Genomic DNA, 24558 nt, shown 5'->3' on the forward strand with positions numbered 1-24558 from the left:
AGCAGGCTCGCTCCCACAGGTTTTTCAGCGCTGCCGATGGATCAATCGTCGCTGATGGTGATATTCGGCATCGCCGGCGTGGCCGCTTCCTGCAAGACAATGCGCGCGCCGACGTGGCGGGCCAGTTCCTGATAGACCATGGCGATCTGGCTGTCCGGCTCGGCGATTACGGTTGGCTTGCCGCCATCGGCCTGTTCGCGGATCAGCATCGACAGCGGCAGCGAGGCCAGCAATTCGACGCCGTACTGGGTGGCCAGTTTCTCGCCACCACCTTCACCGAACAGATGCTCGGCATGCCCGCAGTTCGAGCAGATGTGCACGGCCATGTTTTCCACCACGCCCAGCACCGGAATGTTGACCTTGCGGAACATTTCCACGCCTTTGCGTGCGTCGAGCAGTGCCAGATCCTGCGGCGTGGTGACGATCACCGCACCCGCCACCGGGACTTTCTGCGCCAGGGTCAGCTGAATGTCGCCGGTGCCTAGCGGCATGTCGATGACCAGATAATCCAGATCGCCCCACGCGGTTTGCGTAACCAGTTGCAGCAGCGCCCCGGAAACCATCGGCCCGCGCCAGACCATCGGCGTGTTGTCGTCGGTCAGGAAGGCCATCGACATGACTTCCACGCCGTGGGCCTTGAGCGGCACAAACCACTTCTGATCCTTGACCTCAGGACGGGTGCGCTCGGGAATGCCGAACATGATGCCCTGGCTCGGGCCGTAGATATCGGCGTCGAGGATGCCGACTTTGGCGCCTTCGCGCGCCAGCGCCAGCGCGAGATTGGCAGCGGTGGTGGATTTGCCCACGCCGCCCTTGCCGGAAGCGACGGCGACGACGTTCTTGACGTTGGCCAGCCCGGGAATCTGCGCCTGGGCCTTGTGCGCGGCGATCACGCTGGTGACCTCGACACGGGCGATGACCACGCCGTCGAGGTTTTCGATGGCCAGTTGCAGCAATTGCGCCCAACCGCTCTTGAACAGTCCGGCGGCGTAGCCGATCTCCAGCTGCACATTGACGCGGTCACCGATGATCTCGATGTTTTTCACGCAACCGGCGCTGACCGGGTCCTGGTTGAGGTAAGGGTCGGTGTATTGGCTGAGGACGGCTTCCACCGCTGCGCGAGTGACGGCGCTCATGGGCAACTCCGATAACAAGACTGGAAAAGATGGCGGCTATCGTACGCTGGACACCGATTTGAGGCGAACAGATTACTTGCGCTGAAAAGCCACCGTGGTGAGGGGATTTATCCCCGTTCGGCTGCGCAGCAGTCGTAAAGCCATTGCACTCGGACTATCTGATACATCGAAGTTTGCGGTTTTCGGGCGGCTTCGCCACCCAGCGGGGATAAATCCCCTCGCCACAAGAACACTCAAAGTACCCAGTGGCGCAGGGGTGAAAAATATGCGCCGGCGCTTTATAGTGGCCGACCTCCGTTTCATCAAGTAGCGAAGCCCCATGTCCGAGCCACGCAAGATCCTCGTCACCAGCGCCCTGCCCTACGCCAATGGTTCGATTCACCTTGGCCACATGCTGGAATACATCCAGACCGATATGTGGGTGCGCTTCCAGAAGCATCGCGGCAACCAATGCATTTATGTCTGCGCCGACGACGCCCACGGTTCGGCGATCATGCTGCGCGCGGAAAAGGAAGGCATCACCCCGGAACAACTGATCGCCAACGTGCAGGCTGAACACAGCGCCGACTTTGCCGACTTCCTTGTCGATTTCGACAATTTCCACTCCACTCACGCCGAAGAAAACCGTGAGCTGTCGAGCCAGATCTACCTCAAGCTGCGCGACGCCGGGCACATCGCCCAGCGCTCGATCACCCAGTATTTCGACCCGGAAAAGAAAATGTTCCTGGCCGACCGCTTCATCAAGGGCACCTGCCCGAAATGCGGCACCGAAGACCAGTACGGCGACAACTGCGAAAAATGCGGCGCGACCTACGCACCGACCGACCTGAAGGATCCGAAGTCGGCGATCTCCGGCGCCACCCCGGTGCTCAAGGATTCCCAGCACTTCTTCTTCAAGCTGCCGGATTTCCAGGAAATGCTTCAGGCCTGGACCCGCAGCGGCACCCTGCAGGACGCCGTGGCCAACAAGATCGCCGAATGGCTGGATGCCGGCCTGCAGCAGTGGGACATCTCGCGCGATGCGCCGTACTTCGGCTTCGAGATCCCGGGCGAGCCGGGCAAGTATTTCTACGTCTGGCTGGATGCGCCGATCGGTTACATGGCCAGCTTCAAGAACCTCTGCAACCGTACGCCGGAGCTGGACTTCGACGCGTTCTGGGGCAAGGACTCGACCGCCGAGCTGTATCACTTCATCGGCAAGGACATCGTCAATTTCCACGCGCTGTTCTGGCCAGCCATGCTCGAAGGCGCCGGCTACCGCAAGCCGACCGGCATCAATGTGCACGGCTACCTGACCGTCAACGGCCAGAAAATGTCCAAGTCGCGCGGCACCTTCATCAAGGCCCGCACTTATCTGGATCATCTGTCGCCGGAATACCTGCGCTACTACTACGCGGCCAAGCTTGGCCGTGGCGTCGACGACCTCGACCTGAACCTCGAAGACTTCGTGCAGAAGGTCAACTCCGACCTGGTCGGCAAAGTGGTCAACATCGCCAGCCGTTGCGCCGGGTTTATCCACAAAGGCAACGGCGGCCTGCTGGTCGACAACAATGCCGCGCCGGAGCTGACCGAGGCCTCCCTCGCCGCCGCGCCGAGCATTGCCGACGCCTACGAGGCCCGCGATTTTGCCCGCGCCATGCGTGAAACCATGGCCCTGGCTGACCGCGCCAACGCGTGGATCGCCGACAAGGCCCCGTGGTCGCTGAACAAGCAGGAAGGCAAGCAGGATGAAGTCCAGGCGATCTGCGCCACCGGCATCAACCTGTTCCGCCAGTTGGTGATCTTCCTCAAACCGGTACTGCCGCTGCTGGCCGCTGATGCCGAGGCGTTCCTCAACGTCGCGCCGCTGACCTGGAATGACCACACCACCCTGCTGGCTAATCACCAGCTCAACGAATTCAAACCGTTGATGACCCGCATCGACCCGGTAAAAGTGCAAGCCATGACCGACGCATCGAAAGAAGACCTGACCGCCAGCCAGACCGACACCGGCGAAGCCAAGCCTGCGGGCAACGGCGAACTGGCCAAGGATCCGCTGTCGCCGGAAATCGATTTCGACGCCTTTGCCGCCATCGATTTGCGCGTTGCTTTGATCGTCAAGGCCGAACACGTCGAAGGCGCCGACAAGCTGCTGCGCCTGACCCTCGACATCGGTGACGAACAACGCAACGTGTTCTCCGGGATCAAGAGCGCGTATCCGGACCCGTCCAAGCTCGACGGTCGCCTGACCATGATGATTGCCAACCTCAAGCCACGGAAAATGAAGTTCGGTATTTCCGAAGGCATGGTGATGGCAGCCGGTCCCGGCGGCGAAGAGATCTACCTGCTGAGCCCGGACAGCGGCGCCAAGCCGGGTCAGCGCATCAAGTAAGAGGTTGCCGTAAAACGATCCCACCGACGTGCTCTGCATGCCGGTGGGATTTTTCATATCTGGCCCGATAGTGCCTACCCTTAAGAGACACCCGCCCGTTTCGCTGGCAGAACCATGACCGAACTCGTGTTAACGCTGATCAGTGCTGCGCTGCTCAACAACTTCGTGTTGCACTGGCCGCTGGGCGTCGCTCCGCTGCTGGCGGGCAGCCGACGCCAGGTCCATGCGCTGGGGTTGGCGACGTTGTGCCTGATGGTGGTGGTCGGCGTTATCGGTCAGGCGATCTGGCAGTGGATATTGGTGCCGTTGCAGCTTGAAGCGCTGCGCCTGTTCGTGTTTCTGCCATTGAGTGTGTTGTTGATCGCGCCGCTGCTGAAACTGCTGGCGCGCGGCCTGCCCGATTGGCCGTTCGCTGGATTGTGGCCGCTGCTGCTGGGCAATGCCGGGGTACTCGGGCTGGCCTTGATCAATGCGCAAAACGATCATGGCCTGCTGCACGCGACAGCTTTGAGTCTGGGTGCAGGGCTGGGTTTCTGGCTGGTGCTGAGCGTGTTCTGCGACCTGCGCGAGCGCACGGTCGACAACGATATTCCCCTGCCCTTTCGCGGCCTGCCGATCGATCTGATCAGCGCCGGACTGGTCGCAGTGATTTTTCTCGGATTCAGTGGATTGATCAAAACATGAGTCTGATTCAACGCATCGATGCCCTGCTGCCGCAGACCCAATGCGGCAAGTGCGGCCATCCCGGATGCAAACCGTATGCGCAAGGCATTGTTGACGGCGAGCCGATCAACAAGTGCCCGCCGGGCGGCGAGGAGACTATCGCCGCCCTGGCCGAGCTGTTGAAAATACCGGTCCTGGAACTGGACATCAGCCGTGGCCCGGCACCGCCGCAAATCGCCTTTATCCGCGAGGCCGAATGCATCGGCTGCACCAAGTGCATTCAGGCCTGCCCGGTCGACGCCATCGTCGGCGCGGCAAAACTCATGCACACGGTGCTGATCGACGAGTGCACCGGTTGTGATCTGTGCGTTGCGCCGTGCCCTGTCGACTGCATCGAAATGCATCCTTTGCCTGCGAACACGATACCAGTGGTTGGCGGTCTCGCATTCGATCTCGAAGAACAGCGCGCCCGCGCTGAAAAGCGTGACCATGCGCGCCAGCGTTTCGAGCGCCGCAACCAGCGCTTGTTGCATGAAGAACAGCAAAAGCAGGCTGAACGTGAAGCGCGAGCCGCGCGTGCGGCACAACCGCAAGTATCGACCGCCGACCCGGTGCAGGCTGCGCTGGAGCGGGTGCGTGCACAAAAAGCCGCGAACGCTGATGCGGCGCTGAAGAAGGCCAAGGTCGATGTGGCGATGAGTCGAGCGCAACTGCACAAATCGCTGAAAGCCTTCGGTCACCCGCCGACGTTCGAGCAGCAGTCGCAATTGATCGTCCTGCAGCAACAATTCGAAGCCGCCGAGCAGGCGCTGGCGAATCTGGAAAGCAGCCAAACGGTGATTCCCGCCGTTCCCGCAACTACCAACGACGCCGAACTGAAGCGAGCCAAGATCCAGTTGGCCATGCGCCGCGCCGAGTTGAAAAAGGCTCAGGCAGCGGAGGCTGCGCCGGAGCAGATCGCAGCACTGGAGCAAGCCGTGAGTGACGCCGAGCGCCGGGTGCAAGACCATGCCGCCCCTTGAGCCAGTGGACGATCGCCTGCAACAGGCGATGAACACCGTGCTGCTGGCCGCTGTGCCGGGTCTGCTCGCTTTATTCTGGCTGTATGGCTGGGGCGTGTTGATCAACCTTTCCCTGGCGGTTGTCAGTGCTTTGCTCGTCGAAGCGGGCGTCGCCTGTCTGCGTCGGCAAGCGGTGCAAGCGGCAATGCTTGATGGCAGCGCGCTGGTCAGTGCGATGTTGCTGACCGCCGCGCTGCCGGCTTATTGCCCTTGGTGGCTGACGGTCATTGCGACCGCTTCAGGTCTGTTGTTCGGCAAACATCTGTATGGCGGCGTCGGCAAAAACCCGTTCAACCCGGCGATGCTTGGCTTTGTCCTGAGCATGGTGCTGTTCCCGCAAGCGATGACCCATTGGCCCGCTCATGGCCTGGACTTTCTTGCGGCGCTGCAACAGGTTTTCAGTCCAGCGCAGGCGCCGGACGCGTGGGTGCAAGCCACGGCACTCGACAGTCTGCGCATCAATAAAAGCCTGACCATGCAGGAGCTGTTCGCCAGCAACCCGGCCTTCGGCCGCTTCGGCGGGCGCGGTGTGGAATGGGTGAATCTGGCGTTTCTGCTCGGCGGCCTATGGCTGTTGCAGCGGCGGATCTTTTCCTGGCACGCACCGGTGGGCATGCTCGCCAGTCTATTCGTCATCAGCCTGTTGTGCTGGAACGGCTCTGGGTCGGATTCCCATGGTTCGCCGCTGTTTCACCTGCTCAGCGGCGCGACCATGCTCGGTGCATTTTTTATTGTGACCGAGCCGGTGTCCGGCGCGAAAAGCGCCCTTGCCCGCCTGCTGTTCGGTGTTGGCGTCGGCCTGCTGACTTATCTGATTCGCACGTGGGGTGGTTACCCGGACGGCGTCGCGTTTGCGGTATTGCTGATGAATCTTCTGGTGCCGGCACTCGAACGCTTCGCCCTCAGCCGCCAGTCGAAGGTGAACGCGTGAATCGCTCAGCGAGTGTCGCGACGGTGGTGCTGCTGGCACTCGTTGGCGTGAGTGCGACATACGTGTTGCAGCGCAGCAGTGCACCGCAGATTGCCAGCGAGCAGCGCTTGCTCGACAGCCGAAAATTGCTTGATGTCATGCCTGCCGCGCTCTACGACAATCAGCCGCTGGAGCAACCGCTGACGCTCGCCGAGCCTGCTTTGCGCCATAGCACGCTGTCGGGCGGCTATCGAGCGACCCGCTCCGGTCAGACAGTCGCGGTGCTGTTGCGCAGTCGCAGAGAAGGTTACGCAGGTACTCTGGAACTGCTGATTGCCATTGATGCTAATGGCAAACTTTTAGGCGTGAAAACCCTTGAGCAGCGCGAAACGCCAGGATTGGGTGGTTACATCGGTGAATGGCCGAATGCCTGGCTTCAGGCCTTCATCGGCAAATCCCGTACTGAGCCGACAGACGCCGGCTGGGCGCTGAAAAAGGATCAGGGGCAGTTCGATCAGATCGCTGGCGCGACCATTACCTCCCGTGCCGCCATTGACGCAATTCATGACGCACTGCGTTATTTCGATGAGCATCGGGCGCTGCTGTTGGGGACTGGCCCATGAAGCGCACGGTGAATTTATTGATGCTGGTGCCGCTACTGGGCGCCACACCAACATTCAGCGCTGCACTGGGGATAACCTTGATGCTCAGCGCGGTACTCGGTGTATTTGCCGTCTGCATGTCGCCGCTACGCGAGCGCCTCACGGGCACCCGTGCATTGCTCGCCAGCCTGATAATCGCCGCGACGTTGACCAGTTGCGCGGATATTGTGGCGCAACGCTGGTTTTTGCCATGGCAGCAGACGTCTGAGCTCTACATAGGGCTGATCGCCTTGCACTGCGTCGTGTTTGAATACCACGGTGCCTTCCGCGAGCCCGTCGCTGTCAGCTTCAAACGCTGCGCAATGTTCGGCGCGCTCATGCTGGTAGTCGGCGGGCTCCGCGAGATCATCGGTTATGGCAGCCTTGGCCGAGGCCTTTCGGAGCATTGGCCAGGTCTGGTTTTGTTCCCCGAAGGGCTGCGTCTGATTACGCTGGTTCCCGGCGCTTTGGTTTTACTGGGCCTGCTTCTCGCCGCCCGTCAGGCGTGGACACGCCACAATTCTGTCATCAAGGAAACGCATCGCCCATGAATGCTGCAAAACGTCTTGAGATATTTCGCCGACTGCACGAAGACAATCCCGAGCCGAAAACCGAACTGGCCTACTCTTCGCCGTTCGAGCTGCTGATTGCGGTGATTCTTTCGGCGCAGTCCACCGATGTCGGCGTCAACAAGGCGACCGCCAAACTCTTTCCCGTCGCCAATACACCCGCCGCGATTCATGCGCTGGGTGTCGAGGGGCTGTCCGAGTACATCAAGACCATCGGCCTCTACAACAGCAAGGCGAAAAACGTCATTGAAACCTGCCGTTTGCTGGTTGAGCATCATGGCGGTGAAGTCCCGCAAACCCGGGAAGAACTGGAAGCCCTGCCGGGCGTCGGACGCAAGACCGCCAACGTGGTGCTCAACACCGCTTTCCGCCAATTGACCATGGCGGTCGACACGCACATTTTCCGCGTCAGCAATCGCACCGGCATCGCGCCGGGGAAAAATGTGGTGGAAGTAGAAATGAAGTTGATGAAGTTTGTACCGAAAGAATTCCTGCTCGACTCTCATCACTGGCTGATTTTGCACGGCCGTTATGTTTGCCTGGCGCGTAAACCGCGCTGCGGCAGCTGCCGCATCGAAGATCTATGCGAATACAAACATAAAACTTCTGACGATTGAGCGGTCATCGGTTTTTCGCATCCATCGATTGAAAAAATCTTTTTTACCCGCCGCAGTAATGTCGATATAAGGAGCGCCAAAGGCAGTCTTAGCCGGGAGTTGACTTCATGAGTACCGACACAGAGCAACTGGATGTAGAAGAGGATCTTATTACCACCGACGCCGATGAGGTCGAACCGGTGGTTGAAGTGGCCAAGACCAACCTTAGCAAGCGTCGCACAATCGACAACCTGCTTGAGGAGCGCCGACTGCAAAGGCAATTGGCCGACTACGATTATGATCTGTGATATCTGAAGGCCTCCCTAGACGGAGGCTTTTCATTTTCTGCGACAACCGAGCTTGATCGGCCCATGACGTTCTCAGCTGTCGAATCGTTCAAACCAGGCCGTTGCGCTGCGCCAACTCGATCAGATCAACCAGAGAACGCGCATTGAGTTTCAGCAACAGGCGAGTCTTGTAAGTGCTTACAGTCTTGTTGCTCAAGAACATGCCATCGGCGATTTCCTTGTTGGTCTTGCCGCGCGCCAACTGCTGCAACACCATCATTTCCCGCCCGGACAGACGATCAACCATGTCCGCTTCACTCGCATTGCCCAGACTGGTGCGCACGGTGTGCAGCGCCTGATTGGGAAAATAACTGTAGCCGGACAGTACTGCCTTGATCGCACTGAGCAATTCGGTCAGATCCTGCTGTTTGCACACGTAACCCGCTGCGCCCGATTGCATGCAACGCATTGAAAAATGCCCGGGAGCCTGGGAAGTCAGCACCAGCACTTTCACCGGCATGGCAGTGGAGGTCAGGCGCGCAATAACTTCCAGTCCGTCGAGTTTGGGTATTCCAATATCCAGGATGACAAGATCGGGTATTTGTTCACGAGCAATTTGTAGTGCATCAACGCCATTATCCGTTTCTGCAATGACTTCGTAGCCATGCCGTTCCATCAGCATACGTACCGCAAGTCGAATGACGGGGTGGTCATCCACGATCAGCACTTTATTCATGGGCAAGTCCAGTTTTCGCTGTTCGAATTTTTAGAACACGCACGATATCCCAGTCACTTGCTTCAAGGCATGGCAACTTTTACACGCATTTGCATCCAGAGACATTCCCTACAGGCATTGAGGATAATTCCCACAAATTCGCTGCCCTTGCCCCATTGCAACCGCCTTCCGATCTTTCATACACCGGCGGAGTTTGATCTTCATGCAGTCGAGTCCTACGCCATGGTGGGTCGTTGGAAAACTTCAACAGGCGCAATTACGAACCTTCATACACGATGATTTACCTGTCAAATTGGCCTTGGGCAAGCACTGGGACATACGACGTAACGAACCGACACAACCACCTGTTCGACACAACATCGTTGATTCTATAAAACTTTAGTTAACAGCCGCGCACTTACACAAGCGCCTTTACTATCGCTGAAACAACCAACTTAAACTAGACAAACCATGTAGAAGCAAAACAATGCTAAAGATAAAAAACAAAATCACCAACCCCATGACAGTCATCGCCATATTTGCAATTCTTTCGGAAACCTCGGCGGCGGTATCGTTACCATTTCTCGATAACAAGGACCGGGAAATTTACGTCTGGTTCCTGATCAGTTTCCCCTTTTACTTGTTATTCCTGTTCTTTATCACTCTCAACTTCAATCATCGCTCGCTTTACTCGCCTTCAGACTTCGGCAAAGACAAAAGCTTTTTGAAAACCACTCAAAATAACCAGAGGGACGAATCCTTTCGCGAAGCAGGCGAGCGTTGTGCTTTTGAGCTGACCAGTTGCATCGTGTCGGGCAAAACCGGACCAGGCCGAGTGCCGATTCCCTGCAGAGTTCACAACGCGCCGGACCCACCGCTCGGTCCACGCGACCCAACCCATCCGGTTATGCAGAATATCAAGCTGTCACCCTGGGTAAGTGAACTGAACATCATTGACGCAAGAGAAGTTGATGCAGCGAAGGAATTCGATGCCATCTTCGAAACGCTAAAAGGCGTCGATAAAAAGCACGCGCGGGTTCTCGTATTTCTTTGTAATCATGCGTCGGACGCGCTTGCCCACTCCGCATTGCAGCAGATCAGGCAGGCCAAGAAAGGCTCAGGAGCCACACTGTGCATCGTATATAACCTGTGTTCGCAGACGGTGACATTACTGGGACGAACCAGCTGAACCGGGTCAAGACTGCGCGCAGATACACGAGGGAGCCTGATGAACCAGAAAAAAAGATGAAAAAAAGGCGGCCCTGAACAGGCCGCCTTTTTTATTGCGCGTCGGTCTGAGCCACTCAGAACAACTTGCGGCCCTTGTTGGCAGCAATGCGCATGCGCAGCGCGTTGAGCTTGATGAAGCCCGCCGCATCGGCTTGGTTGTAAGCGCCGCCATCTTCTTCGAAGGTGGCGATGTTGGCGTCGAACAGCGAATCGTCGGACTTGCGGCCGGTGACGATGACGTTGCCCTTGTACAGCTTCAGGCGCACTACGCCGTTCACGTTGACCTGCGAAGCGTCGATCATCTGTTGCAGCATCAGACGCTCAGGGCTCCACCAGTAGCCGGTGTAGATCAGGCTGGCGTACTTGGGCATCAGCTCGTCTTTGAGGTGAGCGACTTCGCGGTCCAGAGTGATCGATTCGATGGCGCGGTGAGCGCGCAGCATGATGGTGCCACCCGGGGTCTCGTAGCAGCCACGGGACTTCATGCCGACGTAACGGTTTTCGACGATGTCGAGACGACCGATGCCGTGCTCGCCGCCGATCTTGTTCAGCGTCGCCAGTACGGTGGCCGGGGTCATTTCGACGCCGTCCAGCGCGACGATGTCGCCGTTGCGGTAAGTCAGTTCCAGGTATTGCGGGGTGTCGGGAGCCTTCTCCGGGGAGACGGTCCAGCGCCACATGTCTTCTTCGTGCTCGGTCCAGGTGTCTTCCAGCACGCCGCCTTCATAGGAGATGTGCAGCAGGTTGGCGTCCATCGAGTACGGAGATTTTTTCTTGCCGTGGCGTTCGATCGGGATCGCGTGCTTCTCGGCGTAGTCCATCAGCTTCTCGCGCGACAGCAGGTCCCACTCGCGCCAAGGGGCGATGACTTTCACGCCTGGCTTGAGCGCGTAGGCGCCCAGTTCGAAGCGCACCTGGTCGTTGCCCTTGCCGGTGGCGCCATGGGAAATGGCGTCGGCGCCGGTTTCGTTGGCGATTTCGATCAGGCGCTTGGCGATCAGCGGACGGGCGATGGAAGTACCCAGCAGGTACTCGCCTTCGTAAACGGTGTTGGCGCGGAACATCGGGAACACGAAATCACGCACGAACTCTTCGCGCAGATCGTCGATGAAGATTTCTTTGACGCCCATGGCCTGAGCCTTGGCGCGGGCCGGCTCGACCTCTTCGCCTTGACCGAGATCGGCGGTGAAAGTCACCACTTCACAGTTATAAGTATCCTGCAGCCACTTGAGGATCACCGAAGTGTCCAGGCCGCCGGAATACGCCAGAACGACCTTGTTTACGTCCGCCATGCCATCACTCCACGGGGTTCTACGGAAAGCCGGGGAGTCTACCGCTCAAACGCGATAATTTACAGAGGCGCGACAGCTTAAGACGACAAAGCGACAGAATCTGTCGAGAGCGCGACGATGACCGGCGAGTCAGGAAGTCGCTGCGGCGGTGGCTGGCGTACTCGCTTGCGGCGCTGGCGCAGGAGCTGTGGTCGGAGCCGCACGCGACAGTTTCACGTTGACCCGACGGTTCTTCGCACGATTGGCCTTGCTGGTGTTCGGCACGATCGGATACTGCTCGCCGTGGAAACGCACGGTGATCTGCGATTCCTGAATGCCGTTGGCCTTGAAGAAATCGACTACCGCCAGCGCGCGGCGGCGCGACAATTCGCGGTTGGTCAGACGATTGCCGCTGTTGTCGGAATGGCCGTCGAGGTCAATGTGGTTCACCGTCGGGTCGGCCTTCATGTATTCGAGCATCACTTGCAGCTTGGCCTTGGCAGCCGGGTCCAGCTCGACGCCCTCGCCGGGAAAGCCGATCTGCGACTGCTTGATCTGGTCGAAATTCTGCGGCAGCAATTTCGCCACGCAGCCTTGATAGTCGTTGAACGCCTTGCTGAACTTGACCGGCAGCAAACGCACTTCCGACACCCGGCCATCGCCAGACGCACGGCGAACTACCGGGCTGCGGCCGTCCAGCAGACCGCTGATCAGCCCACCGGCCTGGGATTGCGAGCTGTTGAACAACACATTGCCGCTGCCCAGCCGTACCGAGCCCAGATTGATGTCGCCGCGCCCCGGCTGCCACGGTGCAGCGGCAGCGAGCAACGTCGCCGAGCCGCCACCAAGCATGGCGTTGTAGGCGTTCAGGCGAAAGATCGCCTGCTCACCGGCCTTGCGCACGAACTCGCCCGAGCCGAAATCAGTGATCGGTTGCGTCAGGCGGCATTCGAACTGGTCGCCGGCGACCGTCCACTCAATGTTCTCCAGACGGGTCTGGTAAGTCAGCGCCATCGCGGGAAGGCTGGCAAACACACTGAGCAGGGCTAAATAACGCTGGCGCACGGGAGGCTCCATTGGCTTGTGAAACACAAACACCGATTCACACAATGTTTACGGCATACCTTCGGGATATCGGACGCTTGTGGCAAAACTTGATAGCGGGTGCCTGCAAGAGTCTTTTCCGGTAGCATTCGCCTCAGTTTGACCCGCCTGGAATCCCCTCATGTCCGACCGCCTGACCCTGCTGCGTCCCGACGACTGGCACATTCATCTTCGCGATGGTGCCGTGTTGACCAATACCGTTGCCGATGTGGCCCGCACCTTCGGGCGCGCGATCATCATGCCGAACCTGGTACCGCCGGTGCGCAACGCCGCTGAAGCCGACGGCTATCGTCAGCGCATTCTCGCTGCCCGCCCGGCCGGCAGTCAGTTCGAGCCGTTGATGGTGCTGTACCTCACCGACCGCACCCAACCGGAAGAAATTCGTCAGGCCAAGGCCAGCGGTTTCGTCTACGCCGCCAAGCTTTACCCGGCCGGCGCGACCACCAATTCCGATTCCGGCGTGACCAGCATCGACAAGATCTTCCCGGCGCTCGAAGCCATGGCCGAAGTCGGCATGCCGCTGTTGATCCACGGTGAAGTCACCCGTGGCGACGTCGATGTGTTCGACCGCGAAAAAATCTTCATCGATGAGCACATGCGCCGCGTGGTCGAGCGCTTCCCGACGCTGAAAGTGGTGTTCGAGCACATCACCACCGGTGACGCCGTGCAATTCGTCAACGAGGCTTCGGCCAACGTCGGCGCGACCATCACCGCGCACCACCTGTTGTACAACCGTAACCACATGCTGGTGGGCGGGATTCGGCCACACTTCTATTGCTTGCCGATCCTCAAGCGCAACACCCATCAGGAAGCCTTGCTCGATGCCGCCACCAGCGGCAGCGCCAAGTTCTTCCTCGGCACCGACTCGGCGCCCCACGCCCTGCACGCCAAGGAAGCCGCCTGCGGTTGCGCCGGTTGCTACACCGCCTACGCCGCCATCGAGATGTATGCCGAAGCGTTTGAACAGCGTAATGCGCTGGACAAGCTCGAAGCCTTCGCCAGCCTCAACGGCCCGCGTTTCTACGGCCTGCCGGCAAACACCGATCGCATCACCCTGGTTCGCGAAGAATGGACCGCCCCAACCAGCCTGCCATTTGGCGAGCTGACCGTTATCCCGCTGCGCGCCGGTGAAAAACTGCGCTGGCGCCTGCTGGAGGAACACGCGTGAGTGAAGAGCATTTCGACGATGAGCTGGACGGTCAAGGTGGTGGCGGCGGTTCCCGTCACCCGATGGCAGCGCGTTTTCGCGGCTACCTGCCGGTTGTCGTCGACGTAGAAACCGGTGGCTTCAACGCAGCCACCGATGCCCTGCTGGAGATTGCCGCGACCACCATCGCCATGGATGAAAAGGGTTTCGTCTACCCGGATCACACCTACTTCTTCCGCGTCGAGCCATTCGAAGGTGCGAACGTTGAAGCGGCAGCGCTGGAGTTCACCGGGATCAAGCTTGATCATCCGCTGCGCATGGCCGTCAGTGAAGAAACCGCGCTGACCGATATTTTCCGTGGCATCCGCAAGGCCCTCAAAGCCAACGGTTGCAAACGGGCGATTCTGGTCGGGCACAACAGCAGCTTCGATCTGGGCTTTCTCAACGCCGCAGTCGCGCGGCTGGACATGAAGCGCAACCCGTTCCACCCGTTCTCCAGTTTCGACACCGCGACCCTGGCGGGTCTGGCGTACGGTCAGACCGTGCTGGCGAAAGCCTGTCAGGCCGCTGGCATCGATTTCGACGGTCGTGAGGCGCACTCGGCGCGCTACGACACCGAAAAGACCGCTGAGCTGTTCTGCGGCATCGTCAATCGCTGGAAACAGATGGGCGGCTGGGAAGACTTCGACGACTGATCCTCGGCGAACAAATCCCGCGCATAAAAAAACCGGCCACATGGGCCGGTTTTTTTCTACCTCGACGTTGCGCCTTACAGGGCAGCAGCGTTTTCGGTCAGGTAAGCCGCAACGCCTTCTGGCGAAGCGTTCATGCCTTTGTCGCCTTTCTTCCAGTTGGCCGGGCAGACTTCGCCGTGCTCTTCGTGGAATTGCAGCGCGTCGACCAGACGGATCAGCTCTTCCATGTTACGGCCCAGCGGCAGGTCGTTGATGATCTGCGAGCGAACCACGCCTTTGTCGTCGATCAGGAACGCGCCGCGGAAAGCCACGCCGCCTTCGGATTCAACGTCGTAAGCCTTGGCGATGTCGTGCTTCATGTCGGCAGCCATGGTGTATTTCACCTGGCCGATGCCGCCATTGTTCACTGGAGTGTTGCGCCAGGCGTTGTGGGTGAAGTGCGAGTCGATCGACACAGCGATCACTTCAACGTTGCGCGCCTTGAAGTCAGCCATGCGGTTGTCCAGAGCGATCAGCTCGGACGGGCAGACGAAGGTGAAGTCCAGCGGGTAGAAGAACACCAGGCCGTATTTGCCTTTGATGGCCGAGGACAGGGTGAAGCTGTCAACGATCTCGCCATTGCCGAGTACGGCCGGGACGGTGAAGTCTGGGGCTTGTTTGCCTACGAGTACGCTCATTGATATCTCCTGGTGTAGAAACTTGAAGTTCAGGGTCCGGGCCAGCCTGTCACCCTCAGGCGACAGCCCTGTGACACGAACCCTCTTCGCAAGGGACGACCATCATACACTGCGTGTTTGGCCTGTCCGTAACGGATTTTCCCTGTTCGGTTATCCACTGCGTATTCATTGGGTCAAGGGAGCGCCTGGCAAATACCGTTCGTCAGTCGCTGGGAAATTGGCTGCGAAGCGTTCCGAAAGCACTTTGACAATCATTCTCGTTAACATTAAGATCCATCGCAATTGAGTCACAACCAGCGACGGTTCTTACTTATGTATGTTTGCCTCTGCACTGGCGTCACCGACGGACAGATCCGCGAAGCGATCTATGAAGGTTGCTGCAGCTACAAAGAAGTTCGCCAGGCCACCGGCGTCGCCAGCCAGTGCGGCAAATGCGCCTGCCTTGCCAAGGAAGTGGTGCGCGAAACCCTGACCAAGCTGCAAACCGCCCAGGCCGCGATCCCTTACCCTGTAGAATTTACTGCTGCGTAAATGCCCCCATTTCAAAGAACCGGACTTCGCGTCCGGTTTTTTTATGCCTGAAAATCAATTGCTTAGCGTCCAGACGCGGAACACAAACATTCTTATTCCGATTAATTTTCATTTATTATTCAATAACTTAGGTTTGACACTTATAACTGCCCAGCTCAAACTCCGCCTTATATACGGTTAATACAGGGCAGGACTCCGATCATGAAAGGCGACATTACAGTCATCCAGCATCTCAACAAGATCCTCGCCAATGAGCTGGTCGCGATCAATCAGTACTTCCTGCATGCGCGCATGTATGAAGATTGGGGTCTGAACAAGCTCGGCAAGCACGAATACCACGAATCCATCGACGAGATGAAGCACGCGGACAAGCTGATCAAGCGCATCCTGTTCCTTGAAGGCCTGCCGAATGTGCAGGACCTGGGCAAGCTGCACATCGGCGAACACACCCGCGAAATGCTCGAATGCGACCTGCGCATCGAAAAGACCGGCCACGCTGACCTGAAAGCCGCCATCGCCCATTGCGAAACCGTTGGCGACTTCGGCAGCCGTGAACTGCTCGAAGACATTCTCGAGTCGGAAGAAGAACACATCGACTGGCTGGAAACCCAGCTCGGCCTGATCGACAAGATCGGTCTGGAAAACTATCTGCAGTCGCAGATGGGCGAAGAGTAGGCGCTGTCGAGTGAAACGAGGCTGCGATCTTTATCGATTTCAGCCTTGATACTCAGTCAACTCGTATAACCAACAAAAAGCCCCGCCCTCTTTCGAGGTGCGGGGCTTTTTGCTGGCCGAAGATCAAAAGATCGCAGCCTCGTTTCACTCGACAGCTCCTACGGGAGACGCGTCGTCGAGCGAAACTCTATGAACGTAGAATCAGGCTTCGGACTTGTTCGCCGCTGCCGCTTCGACAGCCGCCTTGATGGTGCTTTGCAGCGAACCGTCTGCAGCCATCTCGGTCATGATGTCGCTGCCGCCGACCAGCTCACCGCCGACCCACAGTTGCGGGAAAGTCGGCCAGTTGGCGTACTTTGGCAGGTTGGCGCGGATTTCCGGGTTCTGCAGGATGTCCACGTACGCGAACTTTTCACCACAGGCCATCACGGCTTGCGCAGCTTTTGCGGAGAAGCCGCACTGCGGGGCATTCGGCGAGCCTTTCATGTAAAGCAGAATGGTGTTGTTGGCAATCTGCTCTTTAATCGTTTCGATGATATCCATGGAGCACCTCGGCTGAACTTTCCGACTCAGAGGTCGGCACGGTGGCGCATTGTAACGGAATCCCGAGCGCCATGCTCGGTCTCCCCGACAGACCCGCTCAAGCCGCCGCCACTGTCACCGGCACACCGTTCAACGCCGCGTTGCCCGACAGTTCGTCAAGCTGACACTCGTCGGTCAGGTCGTTGGCGCTCGACCCCGGCTGGCCGCTGGCGATCGCCATCTGCACGCCCGGGCGCGCATGGCCCCAGCCGTGCGGCAGGCTGACCACGCCTTTCATCATGTCGAGACTGGCGAGCACTTCCACCTCGATCTGCCCGACCCGCGAACTCACCCGAACCCGTTGCCCGTCGGCCAGGCCACGGCTGGCCAGATCATCCGGGTGCATCAGCAACTGATGCCGCGGCTTGCCCTTCACCAGTCGATGGAAGTTGTGCATCCACGAATTGTTGCTGCGCACATGGCGGCGGCCGATCATCAACAACTCATCGGCAGCCGGCGCCTGCAACGCGGCAAAGCGTGCGAGATCAGCGAGAATTTCCGGCGGTGCGGCCTGGATACGCTGATTCGGCGTTTTCAGACGTGATGCCAGATTCGGCTTCAGCGCACCCAGATCCACGCCATGCGGATGATCGAACAGCGTCGCCAACGACAACTTGTGCTCGGACGCATCGCCGTAGCGGCCCATGCGCAGGCCCATGTCGATCATCTTCGCCGGCGGCATCGTCGGTTTCAGCTCCTTGCCGGTTTTCTCGGCGAAGGCCTTGGCCAAACCGACGAAGATCTCCCAGTCGTGCAGCGCACCCTCGGGCTTGGCGAGGATCGCGCGATTGAAGCGGGTCACGTTACGCACCGCAAACAGGTTGAAAGTGGTGTCGTAGTGATCGTTTTCCAGCGCCGAGGTCGACGGCAGGATCAGATCGGCATAGCGCGTGGTTTCGTTGATGTACAGGTCGATGCTGAGCATGAAGTCGAGGCCGTCCAGCGCCTGTTCCAGTTGCCGGCCGTTGGGTGTCGACAACACCGGGTTGCCGGCCACGGTGATCAGCGCGCGGATCTGCCCCTCGCCCTCCGTGAGCATTTCTTCAGCGAGCGCCGAGACCGGCAACTCGCCGCCGTATTCAGGACGCCCGGAAACCCGGCTCTGCCATTTGTTGAAATGCCCGCCCGAGGTCGACGCCACCAGGTCCACCGCTGGCTCGGTGCACAGGGCACCGCCAACGCGGTCGAGGTTGCCCGTGACCAGGTTGATCAACTGCACCACCCAATGACACAAGGTGCCAAAGGCCTGGGTCGAGACGCCCATGCGTCCATAGCAGACGGCGCTTGGCGCGGCAGCGAAGTCGCGGGCGAGCTGCCGAATCTGCTCGGCAGGCACCGCGCAAAGTGGGCTCATGGCTTCGGCGCTGAACGCCGCCACGGCGTTTCGCACTTCGTCGAGGCCATCGACCGGCAAATGGCTGTCGCGGGTCAGGCCTTCGCTGAACAGCGTATTGAGCATGCCGAACAACAGCGCCGCATCGCCGCCCGGGCGGACGAACACGTGCTGATCAGCCATCGCTGCGGTTTCGCTGCGGCGCGGATCGACTACCACCACTTTGCCGCCGCGCGCCTGAATCGTCTTCAGGCGCTTCTCGACATCCGGCACGGTCATGATGCTGCCGTTGGACGCCAGCGGATTGCCGCCGAGAATCAGCATGAAATCGGTGTGGTCGATGTCCGGGATCGGCAACAGCAGACCGTGGCCGTACATCAGATAGCTGCTGAGGTGATGCGGCAATTGATCGACTGAAGTGGCCGAATAACGATTGCGGGTTTTCAGCAACCCCAGGAAGTAATTGCTGTGGGTCATCAGGCCGTAGTTGTGCACGCTCGGATTGCCCTGATACACCGCAACGGCGTTCTGGCCGTGACGTTCCTGAATCGCCGCGAGTTTCTCGGCCACCAGCGCAAACGCCTCGTCCCATTCGATCGGCAGCCATTCGCTGCCGACGCGGCGCATTGGCTGACGCAGCCGGTCGGGATCGTTCTGAATATCTTGCAGGGCCACGGCTTTCGGGCAGATATGGCCGCGGCTGAAGGTGTCGAGGGCATCGCCCTTGATCGAGGTGATCGCGACATCGCCATCGGTTTCCGTAGTTTCGATGGTCAGCCCGCAAATGGCTTCGCACAGGTGGCACGCACGGTGGTGAAGAGTCTTGGTCATGGCCAGTCTCTGTCTTGTTCGGGGGCAGGCGATCACGCCCGCGGGAACAAAACTATGGCCCGTGCGCGGAGCAGGCGCCAGCGACGTTCGTCTCGTGAATCGATGGTTATCAGGGCAGCCGATAAACCGTCGCGATCAGTTCGAAGGCAACTGCGGCGGTGCGGCCAGCTGGATTTCCTGGATGGTTTCGATCTGCTCGTGGGCGACGTGGACGCCGGTGAGCTCGCCGATCAACCGCCAGTGCTCATCGAGCCCGGCGCTGATGGTGGCCATGCGATCGATCATGTGTCGGCCGGCGGATTTGACCACTTCGTCGTCACTGCGCAGCAACTCGAAAGACATCGAGGTGACTGACGCGGTGAGATGGGTCAGAGAGCGAGCCGTGTGGCCCAGCAGCTCCATTAACAGTTGTTCTTTCGATTCCATGCGGAGGCTTCCTGCGTCGCTCGAAACTTATTTATAACCCAGCACTTTGCTTTAGCAAATGTTTCAGTCTGAACATCCGACCAAGCGAATCGGTGGCGCAGCGTTCGCAAACCGACCAGGATCGCTGCGTTGCCGTCGCGGCGCATTGCCAAGCGCGGCGGCGCCAGTGTACAAAGAGGCTCACCGCTGTACTGAATCCGGCTTCAACATGCGTGATCGAAATGCTCGGTCCGCGCTCCGAATCCCGCTGAAAAAGTACCCTATTGGAAAAACGCGACATTTAGTGTCAATATCGCGCCTTCCCCTATTTCGTCGCCCCGTGCGGCTTACGCCGCAGGTCTCGCCCGTTGTTCCGTTAAACAAGGCTTTGAGCATCTGCGGTCTGTAGCAAAAAGGTAGTCAATGATGAGCGCAAGGCACTTTCTCTCCCTGATGGATTGCACGCCCGAAGAGCTGGTCAGCGTGATCCGTCGAGGCGTTGAGCTCAAGGACCTGCGTAACCGCGGCGTACTGTTCGAGCCTCTGAAAAACCGCGTGCTGGGGATGATTTTCGAAAAATCCTCGACCCGTACCCGGATCTCCTTCGAGGCCGGCATGATCCAGCTCGGCGGCCAGGCAATCTTCCTGTCCCCGCGCGACACCCAACTGGGCCGTGGCGAGCCGATCAGCGATTGCGCCATCGTCATGTCGAGCATGCTCGATGCGGTGATGATCCGCACCTTCGCCCACAGCACCCTCACCGAATTCGCCGCCAACTCGCGCGTGCCGGTGATCAACGGCCTGTCCGATGATCTGCACCCGTGCCAGTTGCTCGCCGACATGCAGACCTTCCTCGAACACCGAGGCTCGATCCAGGGCAAGACCGTGGCCTGGATCGGTGACGGCAACAACATGTGCAACAGCTATATAGAAGCGGCGATCCAGTTCGACTTCCAGCTGCGCGTTGCCTGCCCGGAAGGCTACGAGCCGAACCCGGAATTCGTCGCTCAGGCTGGCGATCGCGTGACGATTGTCCGCGATCCGCAAGACGCCGTGCGTGGCGCGCATCTGGTCAGCACCGATGTCTGGACTTCGATGGGTCAGGAAGAGGAAACTGCCAAGCGCCTCAAGCTGTTCGCGCCGTTTCAGGTCAACCGTGCCTTGCTCGACCTCGCTGCCGAGGACGTGCTGTTCATGCACTGCCTGCCGGCGCACCGTGGCGAAGAAATCAGTCTCGACCTGCTCGATGACCCGCGCTCCGTCGCCTGGGATCAGGCAGAAAACCGTCTCCACGCACAGAAGGCCCTGCTCGAGTTCCTCGTCGAACCGGCATATCACCACGCATGAGCCATGAATTACTGCTGAACCTGCGCAACCTCGCTTGCGGCTACCAAGATCAACGCGTGGTGCAGAACCTCAATCTGCACCTCAACGCCGGCGACATCGGCTGCCTGCTCGGCTCGTCCGGCTGCGGCAAGACCACCACCCTGCGCGCAATCGCCGGTTTCGAACCGGTGCATGAAGGCGAAATCACCCTCGGTGGCGAAACCCTCTCCAGCGCCGGTTTCACCCTGGCACCGGAGAAACGCCGGATCGGCATGGTGTTTCAGGACTACGCGCTGTTCCCGCACCTGAGCGTGGCCGACAACATCGCTTTCGGCATTCGCAAGCACCCGAACAAGGCGCGCGTGGTCGAAGAGCTGCTGGAACTGGTCAACCTGAAAAACCTCGGCAAGCGCTTCCCCCACGAATTGTCCGGCGGCCAGCAACAGCGCGTCGCCCTCGCCCGCGCCCTGGCGCCGGAGCCGCAGTTGCTGCTGCTCGACGAGCCGTTCTCCAACCTCGATGGCGAACTGCGTCGCAAGCTCAGCCATGAGGTGCGCGACATCCTCAAGGCCCGTGGTACCAGTGCGATTCTGGTCACCCACGATCAGGAAGAAGCCTTCGCCGTCAGCGATCACGTTGGCGTGTTCAAGGAAGGTCGGCTGGAACAGTGGGATACGCCCTATAACCTCTATCACGAACCGGCGACGCCGTATGTCGCCAGTTTCATCGGTCAGGGCTATTTCATTCGCGGCCAGCTCGTCACCCCGGAATCGGTGCAGACCGAACTCGGTGAACTGCGTGGCAACCGTGCTTACACCTGGCCGATTGGCGGTGCGGTGGATGTGCTGTTGCGTCCGGATGACATTGTTTACGCGCCGGACAGCCCATTGAAGGCGCAGATTGTCGGCAAGACATTCCTCGGCGCGGCGACCTTGTATCGCCTGCAACTGCCGACCGGCGCGCAGCTGGAATCGATCTTCCCCAGCCACGCCGATCATCTGGTTGGCGCGCAGGTCGGGATTCGCGTAGCGGCGGATCACCTGGTGCTGTTCCAGGCATCCGGCAGCACCGCGGCGCAGATTCCGGCGGTGGAAAACGGCGTACGTCGGTTCAGCACCAGCCTTTGATCCGCACTGGATAAAAATTGTGGGAGCGAGCCTGCTCGCGAATGCGGTGTTTCAGTCGCCGAAGATGTTGACTGAAAGAGCGCTTTCGCGAGCAGGCTCGCTCCCACAGTTGGTATTGCCTCAGCCTAAAAACAGGGTACCGCTGGCCACCAGCGTCGCATTGCCGCCAATCTTCACCCGCTCACCTTCCAGCCGACAAAACAACTCGCCGCCCCGCGCCGAGCGCTGGCACGCGGTCAGATTCGTTTTGCCCAGACGCTTGGACCAGTACGGAATCAGGCTGCAATGCGTCGAACCGGTCACCGGATCTTCATTGATACCGATCGCCGGGGCGAAATAGCGCGAGACGAAATCATGCTGGTTGCCACGCGCGGTGACGATTGCACCCAGCCATGGCAGTTTCGCCAGCGCCGCCATGTCCGGTTTGCAGTCGAGCACGGCCTGCTCCGATTCCAGCACCACGAACAGTTCGTTGGAGCCGAGCACATCAACAGCCTCGACACCCAGCGCCCGCTCGACATCCAGCGTCACGCCGATTTCCGAAGGCACGATGGTCGGGAAATCCAGCCACAGCCGGTCGCCTTCGCGGCTGACACTCAGCGGCCCGGACTTGCAGATGAAGTCGATGCGCTCGGCGCTTTCCTTATAGATTTCGAACAGTACAAACGCGCTGGCCAGGGTCGCATGCCCGCACAGCGGCACTTCGGTGGTCGGGGTGAACCAGCGGATATGCCAGGCCTGCCCTTCGCGCACCAGAAACGCAGTCTCCGCCAGGTTGTGTTCGGCGGCGATTTTCTGCATCAAGTCATCGGCCAGCCAGCTGTCGAGCCGATAGACCATCGCCGGGTTGCCACTGAACGGCCGATCACTGAACGCGTCGACCTGATGAAACGCAAGCTGCATGATTTTCTCCCTGAATTGGTCGACCGAGCATGCAACGGCGGCCCGGATCAGTGCCAGTGACAGAAGCGCAATTTTTTCTTCATACAGCTGGCGCGCATTTTAAGCCCGGCCGATATCGGCGAACTGCGCCTGAGTGTGCTCGCCCAGCACCGCCGGTGCCAATTCCACTTCCAGTCCTCGCCGCCCGGCACTCACATAGATAGTCGCGAACCCCTGAGCGGAATTGTCGATGAAGGTGCGCAGGCGTTTCTTCTGCCCGAGCGGGCTGATGCCGCCCAACAGGTAGCCGGTTGAACGTTGCGCGGCAGCCGGGTCAGCCATTTCGGCTTTCTTCACTCCAGCGGCATGGGCCAGCCCTTTGAGGTCGAGCGTTCCGACGACCGGCACCACAGCCACCAGCAGTTCGCCTTTTTCACTGGCGGCCAGCAAGGTTTTGAACACTTGCGCCGGTGCGAGCCCGAGCTTCTCCGCCGCCTCCAGCCCATAGGACGCGGCCTTCGGATCATGTTCGTAACTGTGCACGCGATGTTCGGCACGAACTTTTTTCAACAAGTCCAACGCTGGGGTCATGGCAGCTCCGGGTTCGGCAATCTTTGAAAAACCTGCGGCAGATTCTAGGTCATCGTTGGGCAAAAGGCTCTATTCCAAGCCGCGAATCCCGTGGCTTCGCGCCGCATTCAAGCTGATCGCCGCGCTGATCATTCACATGGCGAATAGTTTTATTGTGACCGACAGTTCACTTTCGACCTTTGACAGGTTTGTTTCTTGTCTATATTTTTTCGAATCTGAATAATGTAAGAATCATGCTTCGCGCAGTACCCAGCAGTAACCCGGGAACCGAATGGGGATTCCGACCCGGTGAAGATCGCGCCCTGCTCCGTTGGCAAGGCGCCACACAAGAAAAAGAACCGAGGTTTTCAATGACAGCTGCTTTACCGCAACCATCGCTTTCCGGCCAATGCATGGCCGAGTTTCTGGGCACCGCCCTTCTGATCTTCTTCGGCACCGGTTGTGTCGCCGCGCTCAAAGTCGCAGGTGCCAGCTTCGGCCTGTGGGAGATCAGCATCATCTGGGGCGTCGGCGTGAGCATGGCGATCTACCTCACCGCCGGGGTTTCCGGCGCGCACCTGAACCCGGCAGTGAGCATTGCTCTGGCAATCTTCGCTGACTTCGAAAAGCGCAAACTGCCGTTCTACATCCTTTCGCAGATTGCCGGCGCCTTCTGCGGCGCATTGCTGGTCTACACGCTCTACAGCAATCTGTTCTTCGATTACGAACAAACCCACCAGATGATTCGTGGCTCGGCCGCCAGCCTTGAATTGGCGTCGGTGTTCTCCACCTACCCGAACCCGGTGCTGTCGACGGCCCAGGCATTTCTGGTCGAGATGATCATCACCGCGATCCTGATGGGCGTAATCATGGCCCTGACCGATGACAACAACGGCCTGCCACGCGGCCCCATGGCGCCACTGCTGATCGGTCTGCTGATTGCCGTGATCGGCAGTGCGATGGGTCCGTTGACCGGTTTCGCGATGAACCCTGCGCGTGACTTCGGTCCGAAACTGATGACTTTCTTTACCGGTTGGGGTGAAATTTCCTTCACCGGTGGTCGTGATATTCCGTATTTCCTGATTCCGATTTTTGCACCGATTGTCGGTGCCTGCCTCGGCGCTGCCGGGTATCGCGGGCTCATCGCCCGTCACCTGACCGGCGCCACACCTGCTACAAAGGATGCAGAACCGGCCATTGACGGCAAACCAAGAACTTCTTGA

The 24558-nt window shown here is 59.4% G+C and carries 26 protein-coding genes; 16 read left to right on the top strand and 10 right to left on the bottom strand.

Annotated features, from left to right (window positions below):
• Positions 1-41: 41 nt before the first annotated feature.
• Complete coding sequence (apbC, locus tag AB4O45_RS07310; RefSeq protein ID WP_460161254.1) at positions 42-1136, bottom strand: iron-sulfur cluster carrier protein ApbC; 1095 nt, start codon at positions 1134-1136, stop codon at positions 42-44.
• Between the two features lie 319 nt (positions 1137-1455).
• Here apbC and metG point away from each other — a divergent pair, with 319 nt between their 5' ends.
• The 8 genes from metG to AB4O45_RS07350 all read left to right on the top strand — a co-directional run bounded on the left by metG (position 1456) and on the right by AB4O45_RS07350 (position 8255).
• Complete coding sequence (gene metG, locus AB4O45_RS07315; protein WP_460161255.1) at positions 1456-3507, top strand: methionine--tRNA ligase; 2052 nt, start codon at positions 1456-1458, stop codon at positions 3505-3507.
• 114 nt (positions 3508-3621) lie between these two features.
• The gene (locus AB4O45_RS07320; protein ID WP_150637387.1) at positions 3622-4191 is read left to right on the top strand and encodes an Rnf-Nqr domain containing protein; all 570 of its coding nucleotides are present in this window, start codon (positions 3622-3624) and stop codon (positions 4189-4191) included.
• A complete protein-coding gene (gene rsxB, locus AB4O45_RS07325; protein ID WP_353188140.1) occupies positions 4188-5192 on the top strand; it encodes an electron transport complex subunit RsxB in 1005 nt (334 codons plus the stop codon). The genes AB4O45_RS07320 and rsxB overlap by 4 nt, the downstream gene beginning before the upstream one ends.
• Positions 5179-6162 (top strand): RnfABCDGE type electron transport complex subunit D, encoded by a 984-nt coding sequence (locus AB4O45_RS07330; RefSeq protein ID WP_460161256.1) that lies wholly within the window; start codon positions 5179-5181, stop codon positions 6160-6162. The genes rsxB and AB4O45_RS07330 overlap by 14 nt, the downstream gene beginning before the upstream one ends.
• Positions 6159-6764, top strand: a complete 606-nt coding sequence (locus AB4O45_RS07335) for an RnfABCDGE type electron transport complex subunit G (RefSeq protein WP_460161257.1) — start codon at positions 6159-6161, stop codon at positions 6762-6764. The genes AB4O45_RS07330 and AB4O45_RS07335 overlap by 4 nt, the downstream gene beginning before the upstream one ends.
• Positions 6761-7333 (top strand): Rnf-Nqr domain containing protein, encoded by a 573-nt coding sequence (locus AB4O45_RS07340; RefSeq protein WP_460161258.1) that lies wholly within the window; start codon positions 6761-6763, stop codon positions 7331-7333. Before AB4O45_RS07335 ends, AB4O45_RS07340 begins: the two co-directional genes overlap by 4 nt.
• Positions 7330-7968 (top strand): endonuclease III, encoded by a 639-nt coding sequence (nth, locus tag AB4O45_RS07345; protein WP_150741898.1) that lies wholly within the window; start codon positions 7330-7332, stop codon positions 7966-7968. The genes AB4O45_RS07340 and nth overlap by 4 nt, the downstream gene beginning before the upstream one ends.
• Positions 7969-8075: 107 nt before the next feature.
• Entirely contained in the window at positions 8076-8255 is a 180-nt protein-coding gene (locus AB4O45_RS07350; RefSeq protein ID WP_252878819.1) for a PA3496 family putative envelope integrity protein, read from the top strand.
• An 88-nt stretch (positions 8256-8343) separates the two neighbouring features.
• On the opposite strand, the gene AB4O45_RS07355 is transcribed toward AB4O45_RS07350, so the two are convergent.
• Entirely contained in the window at positions 8344-8970 is a 627-nt protein-coding gene (locus AB4O45_RS07355; protein WP_016773408.1) for a response regulator transcription factor, read from the bottom strand.
• Positions 8971-9436: 466 nt separating this feature from the next.
• Here AB4O45_RS07355 and AB4O45_RS07360 point away from each other — a divergent pair, with 466 nt between their 5' ends.
• Entirely contained in the window at positions 9437-10138 is a 702-nt protein-coding gene (locus AB4O45_RS07360) for a hypothetical protein (protein ID WP_150741897.1), read from the top strand.
• Between the two features lie 115 nt (positions 10139-10253).
• Here the strand turns inward: AB4O45_RS07360 and AB4O45_RS07365 are convergent, their stop codons facing one another.
• Positions 10254-11471 carry an argininosuccinate synthase gene (locus AB4O45_RS07365; protein ID WP_460161259.1) on the bottom strand — a complete coding sequence of 406 codons (1218 nt, stop codon included), beginning with the start codon at positions 11469-11471 and terminating at the stop codon, positions 10254-10256.
• A gap of 129 nt (positions 11472-11600) precedes the next feature.
• Positions 11601-12515: a flagellar protein MotY gene (locus AB4O45_RS07370; protein ID WP_460161260.1), complete on the bottom strand. Its 915-nt coding sequence runs from the start codon at positions 12513-12515 to the stop codon at positions 11601-11603.
• A 160-nt stretch (positions 12516-12675) separates the two neighbouring features.
• On the opposite strand from AB4O45_RS07370, the gene pyrC reads away from it, so the two are divergent.
• Positions 12676-13722, top strand: coding sequence for a dihydroorotase (pyrC, locus tag AB4O45_RS07375; protein ID WP_353188138.1), 1047 nt, complete (start codon positions 12676-12678; stop codon positions 13720-13722).
• A complete protein-coding gene (gene rnt, locus AB4O45_RS07380) occupies positions 13719-14396 on the top strand; it encodes a ribonuclease T (protein ID WP_252868210.1) in 678 nt (225 codons plus the stop codon). Before pyrC ends, rnt begins: the two co-directional genes overlap by 4 nt.
• Before the next feature lie 74 nt (positions 14397-14470).
• On the opposite strand, the gene AB4O45_RS07385 is transcribed toward rnt, so the two are convergent.
• The gene (locus tag AB4O45_RS07385; RefSeq protein ID WP_003227723.1) at positions 14471-15073 is read right to left on the bottom strand and encodes a peroxiredoxin; all 603 of its coding nucleotides are present in this window, start codon (positions 15071-15073) and stop codon (positions 14471-14473) included.
• A 312-nt stretch (positions 15074-15385) separates the two neighbouring features.
• Here AB4O45_RS07385 and AB4O45_RS07390 point away from each other — a divergent pair, with 312 nt between their 5' ends.
• Positions 15386-15604 (top strand): bacterioferritin-associated ferredoxin, encoded by a 219-nt coding sequence (locus tag AB4O45_RS07390; RefSeq protein WP_003227725.1) that lies wholly within the window; start codon positions 15386-15388, stop codon positions 15602-15604.
• Positions 15605-15805: 201 nt separating this feature from the next.
• Positions 15806-16279, top strand: coding sequence for a bacterioferritin (bfr, locus tag AB4O45_RS07395; protein ID WP_016773403.1), 474 nt, complete (start codon positions 15806-15808; stop codon positions 16277-16279).
• A 201-nt stretch (positions 16280-16480) separates the two neighbouring features.
• Here the strand turns inward: bfr and grxD are convergent, their stop codons facing one another.
• From grxD to AB4O45_RS07410, 3 genes are all read right to left on the bottom strand, one after another.
• Positions 16481-16822, bottom strand: coding sequence for a Grx4 family monothiol glutaredoxin (gene grxD, locus AB4O45_RS07400; protein ID WP_016773402.1), 342 nt, complete (start codon positions 16820-16822; stop codon positions 16481-16483).
• Between the two features lie 97 nt (positions 16823-16919).
• A complete protein-coding gene (locus AB4O45_RS07405) occupies positions 16920-19025 on the bottom strand; it encodes a molybdopterin oxidoreductase family protein (protein WP_460161261.1) in 2106 nt (701 codons plus the stop codon).
• 135 nt (positions 19026-19160) lie between these two features.
• The gene (locus AB4O45_RS07410) at positions 19161-19451 is read right to left on the bottom strand and encodes a hypothetical protein (RefSeq protein ID WP_041479870.1); all 291 of its coding nucleotides are present in this window, start codon (positions 19449-19451) and stop codon (positions 19161-19163) included.
• Between the two features lie 405 nt (positions 19452-19856).
• Here AB4O45_RS07410 and argF point away from each other — a divergent pair, with 405 nt between their 5' ends.
• Positions 19857-20777, top strand: coding sequence for an ornithine carbamoyltransferase (argF, locus tag AB4O45_RS07415; RefSeq protein WP_024014160.1), 921 nt, complete (start codon positions 19857-19859; stop codon positions 20775-20777).
• Positions 20774-21883: an ABC transporter ATP-binding protein gene (locus tag AB4O45_RS07420; protein ID WP_095181785.1), complete on the top strand. Its 1110-nt coding sequence runs from the start codon at positions 20774-20776 to the stop codon at positions 21881-21883. The genes argF and AB4O45_RS07420 overlap by 4 nt, the downstream gene beginning before the upstream one ends.
• A 120-nt stretch (positions 21884-22003) precedes the next feature.
• Here the strand turns inward: AB4O45_RS07420 and AB4O45_RS07425 are convergent, their stop codons facing one another.
• Positions 22004-22786 (bottom strand): PhzF family phenazine biosynthesis protein, encoded by a 783-nt coding sequence (locus AB4O45_RS07425; RefSeq protein WP_095181784.1) that lies wholly within the window; start codon positions 22784-22786, stop codon positions 22004-22006.
• 99 nt (positions 22787-22885) lie between these two features.
• Entirely contained in the window at positions 22886-23356 is a 471-nt protein-coding gene (gene ybaK / locus AB4O45_RS07430; protein WP_406227304.1) for a Cys-tRNA(Pro) deacylase, read from the bottom strand.
• Positions 23357-23706: 350 nt separating this feature from the next.
• Here ybaK and AB4O45_RS07435 point away from each other — a divergent pair, with 350 nt between their 5' ends.
• A complete protein-coding gene (locus AB4O45_RS07435; RefSeq protein WP_041479875.1) occupies positions 23707-24558 on the top strand; it encodes an MIP/aquaporin family protein in 852 nt (283 codons plus the stop codon).

It is taken from the genome of Pseudomonas sp. S2_B10, assembly GCF_054668425.1.

What these genes read in the sequence shown, in the direction of transcription:
- apbC (WP_460161254.1), bottom strand. Translation starts at nt 1,136, where the DNA reads ATGAGCGCCGTCACTCGCGCAGCGGTGGAAGCCGTCCTCAGCCAATAC.
- metG (WP_460161255.1), top strand. Translation starts at nt 1,456, where the DNA reads ATGTCCGAGCCACGCAAGATCCTCGTCACCAGCGCCCTGCCCTACGCC.
- AB4O45_RS07320 (WP_150637387.1), top strand. Translation starts at nt 3,622, where the DNA reads ATGACCGAACTCGTGTTAACGCTGATCAGTGCTGCGCTGCTCAACAAC.
- rsxB (WP_353188140.1), top strand. Translation starts at nt 4,188, where the DNA reads ATGAGTCTGATTCAACGCATCGATGCCCTGCTGCCGCAGACCCAATGC.
- AB4O45_RS07330 (WP_460161256.1), top strand. Translation starts at nt 5,179, where the DNA reads ATGCCGCCCCTTGAGCCAGTGGACGATCGCCTGCAACAGGCGATGAAC.
- AB4O45_RS07340 (WP_460161258.1), top strand. Translation starts at nt 6,761, where the DNA reads ATGAAGCGCACGGTGAATTTATTGATGCTGGTGCCGCTACTGGGCGCC.
- nth (WP_150741898.1), top strand. Translation starts at nt 7,330, where the DNA reads ATGAATGCTGCAAAACGTCTTGAGATATTTCGCCGACTGCACGAAGAC.
- AB4O45_RS07350 (WP_252878819.1), top strand. Translation starts at nt 8,076, where the DNA reads ATGAGTACCGACACAGAGCAACTGGATGTAGAAGAGGATCTTATTACC.
- AB4O45_RS07355 (WP_016773408.1), bottom strand. Translation starts at nt 8,970, where the DNA reads ATGAATAAAGTGCTGATCGTGGATGACCACCCCGTCATTCGACTTGCG.
- AB4O45_RS07360 (WP_150741897.1), top strand. Translation starts at nt 9,437, where the DNA reads ATGCTAAAGATAAAAAACAAAATCACCAACCCCATGACAGTCATCGCC.
- AB4O45_RS07365 (WP_460161259.1), bottom strand. Translation starts at nt 11,471, where the DNA reads ATGGCGGACGTAAACAAGGTCGTTCTGGCGTATTCCGGCGGCCTGGAC.
- pyrC (WP_353188138.1), top strand. Translation starts at nt 12,676, where the DNA reads ATGTCCGACCGCCTGACCCTGCTGCGTCCCGACGACTGGCACATTCAT.
- AB4O45_RS07385 (WP_003227723.1), bottom strand. Translation starts at nt 15,073, where the DNA reads ATGAGCGTACTCGTAGGCAAACAAGCCCCAGACTTCACCGTCCCGGCC.
- AB4O45_RS07390 (WP_003227725.1), top strand. Translation starts at nt 15,386, where the DNA reads ATGTATGTTTGCCTCTGCACTGGCGTCACCGACGGACAGATCCGCGAA.
- bfr (WP_016773403.1), top strand. Translation starts at nt 15,806, where the DNA reads ATGAAAGGCGACATTACAGTCATCCAGCATCTCAACAAGATCCTCGCC.
- grxD (WP_016773402.1), bottom strand. Translation starts at nt 16,822, where the DNA reads ATGGATATCATCGAAACGATTAAAGAGCAGATTGCCAACAACACCATT.
- AB4O45_RS07405 (WP_460161261.1), bottom strand. Translation starts at nt 19,025, where the DNA reads ATGACCAAGACTCTTCACCACCGTGCGTGCCACCTGTGCGAAGCCATT.
- AB4O45_RS07410 (WP_041479870.1), bottom strand. Translation starts at nt 19,451, where the DNA reads ATGGAATCGAAAGAACAACTGTTAATGGAGCTGCTGGGCCACACGGCT.
- argF (WP_024014160.1), top strand. Translation starts at nt 19,857, where the DNA reads ATGAGCGCAAGGCACTTTCTCTCCCTGATGGATTGCACGCCCGAAGAG.
- AB4O45_RS07420 (WP_095181785.1), top strand. Translation starts at nt 20,774, where the DNA reads ATGAGCCATGAATTACTGCTGAACCTGCGCAACCTCGCTTGCGGCTAC.
- AB4O45_RS07425 (WP_095181784.1), bottom strand. Translation starts at nt 22,786, where the DNA reads ATGCAGCTTGCGTTTCATCAGGTCGACGCGTTCAGTGATCGGCCGTTC.
- ybaK (WP_406227304.1), bottom strand. Translation starts at nt 23,356, where the DNA reads ATGACCCCAGCGTTGGACTTGTTGAAAAAAGTTCGTGCCGAACATCGC.
- AB4O45_RS07435 (WP_041479875.1), top strand. Translation starts at nt 23,707, where the DNA reads ATGACAGCTGCTTTACCGCAACCATCGCTTTCCGGCCAATGCATGGCC.